The organism is Ilumatobacter sp., from assembly GCF_049588435.1.
Lineage (GTDB): Bacteria > Actinomycetota > Acidimicrobiia > Acidimicrobiales > Ilumatobacteraceae > Ilumatobacter_A.
Window position 1 is genome coordinate 1 of sequence record NZ_JBAVYV010000550.1, and the last position, 2,245, is coordinate 2,245.

Genomic DNA, 2,245 nt, shown 5'->3' on the forward strand with positions numbered 1-2,245 from the left:
GGTCAGACCCCAGTTGACACGTCTGTTGGTCGTGGGCAACTCCGGCTCGGTCGGGTAGCCCGCTCCGAGAGCGAGACGCTGAGTCAGGTCGACACCGGCCTCGTCCCGGACTCCCATTCCCCCGATCCGGCCGGGACGCACCTGCTCGTCCTCGCCGACGGTCCGGTCGGCTACGCCCGTCTCGCCCGGGTTCTGAGCGAGGGACACCTCGCTGGGGAGAAGGGTGCTCCTCGGTTCGCGTTCGACGATCTCGTCGCCGGGCTCGCCGGGCATTGCTGGGTTTTGACCGGATGTCGGAAGGGCGCGGTCCCCGCCGCGCTGGCAGAGAACGGTGCGGCAGCAGCACGGACCGAGCTCGACGCTCTCGTCGAGGCATTCGGGCGGGACCGTGTGCTCGTCGAACTGTGGGATCACGGCGAGCCGGCCGACACGGTCCGCAACGATGCGTTGTACGAACTCGCCGGGCAGGCCGGGGTGGGGTGTGTGGCGACGAACAACGTCCACTACGCGACTCCACCGCAACGCCGGCTCGCGACCGCTCTCGCAGCGGTTCGGGCGCGGCGCAGCCTCGACGACATCGATGCGTGGCTGCCATCGGGGTCCGGCGCTCACCTGCGTTCCGGCGCCGAGCAGGCCCGCCGTTTCCGTCGCTATCCGGGTGCGGTCGAGACGACGGTCGAGATCGCCCGGGCCGCGGCCTTCGACCTCGCGCTCGTCGCCCCGAACCTCCCCCCGTTCCCATGCCCCGCCGGTTCCGACGGGAAACCGATCTCCGAGATGGAGCACCTGCGTCGGATCGTCGCCGAGGGGGCAGGACGTCGGTACGGGGAGCGGCCGGGTCCCGCCTCCGAGGCGAACGGGATGGTGGCCGAGGACCTGTCGCTCCGGGCACGCGCCTGGAAGACGATCGACCACGAACTCGCGCTCATCGACCAACTCGACTTCGCCGGGTACTTCCTGATCGTGTGGGATCTCGTCGAGTTCTGTCGGCGGGAGAACATCTACTGCCAGGGGCGGGGGAGCGCAGCCAACTCGGCGGTCTGCTACGCGATCGGGGTCACCGCCGCCGACGCCGTGTCGCTCGGTCTGCTGTTCGAGCGGTTCCTGTCGCCGGAACGGGACGGCCCACCCGACATCGACATCGACATCGAATCCGACCGGCGAGAGGAGGTGATCCAGTACGTGTACACGACCTACGGACGCCACCACACCGCACAGGTCGCGAACGTGATCACGTATCGGTCGCGGTCGTCGATCCGCGACATGGCCAAGGCGCTCGGTTACGAACCGGGTCAGCAGGACGCATGGTCGAAGGAGGTCGATGCATGGGGCAACGTCGCGGCGACCGCCGAACAATCCGACTGCTCGATCCCCCGCGCGGTCCTCGATCTGGCCGCGCAGGTCGAGGACGCGCCGCGCCACCTCGGGATCCACTCGGGTGGGATGGTGATCTGTGACCGACCGGTGGTCGAGGTGTGTCCGGTCGAGTGGGGTCGGATGGAGAAGCGCTCGGTGTTGCAGTGGGACAAGGACGACTGTGCGGCGACCGGCCTGGTGAAGTTCGACCTGCTCGGACTCGGGATGCTCTCGGCGCTGCACTACGCGGTCGATCTGGTGCGCGAGCACCGCGGCTACGAGATCGATCTGGCCACGATCCCCCAGGATGACGACGTGTACTCGATGCTGTGTCGGGCCGACACGGTCGGTGTGTTCCAGATCGAATCACGAGCGCAGATGGCGACGCTGCCGAGGCTCCGTCCGCGCAAGTTCTACGACCTGGTCGTCGAAGTCGCACTCATCCGCCCCGGTCCGATCCAGGGCGGGTCGGTGCATCCCTACATCCGTCGCCGCAATGGACAGGAACCGATCACCTACCTGCATCCGCTGCTCGAGAACTCGCTCGCCAAGACGCTCGGGGTGCCGTTGTTCCAGGAGCAGATGATGCAGATGGCGATCGACGTCGCGAGCTTCACGCCCGCCGAGGCCGACGAGCTGCGCCAGGCGATGGGGTCGAAACGGTCGGCTCGACGGATGGAGGCACTCCGGGTCCGCCTCTACGAGGGGATGAAGGGCAACGGCATCACCGGTGACGTCGCCGACGAGTTGTACGTGAAGCTGAAGGCGTTCGCCAACTACGGGTTCCCCGAATCGCACTCGGTGTCGTTCGCCTACCTCGTCTACGCGTCGAGTTGGATCAAGTTCTACGAACCCGCAGCGTTCTGCGCGGCGCTGATCAATGCACAGC

At 67.5% G+C, this 2,245-nt stretch carries 1 protein-coding gene; it reads left to right on the plus strand.

Features of this window, described 5'->3' with window-relative positions; translation table 11 throughout:
- Positions 1-2,245, plus strand: a 2,245-nt coding sequence (locus WBV89_RS20650) for an error-prone DNA polymerase (protein WP_423983212.1), incomplete at both ends; no start/stop codon positions are given.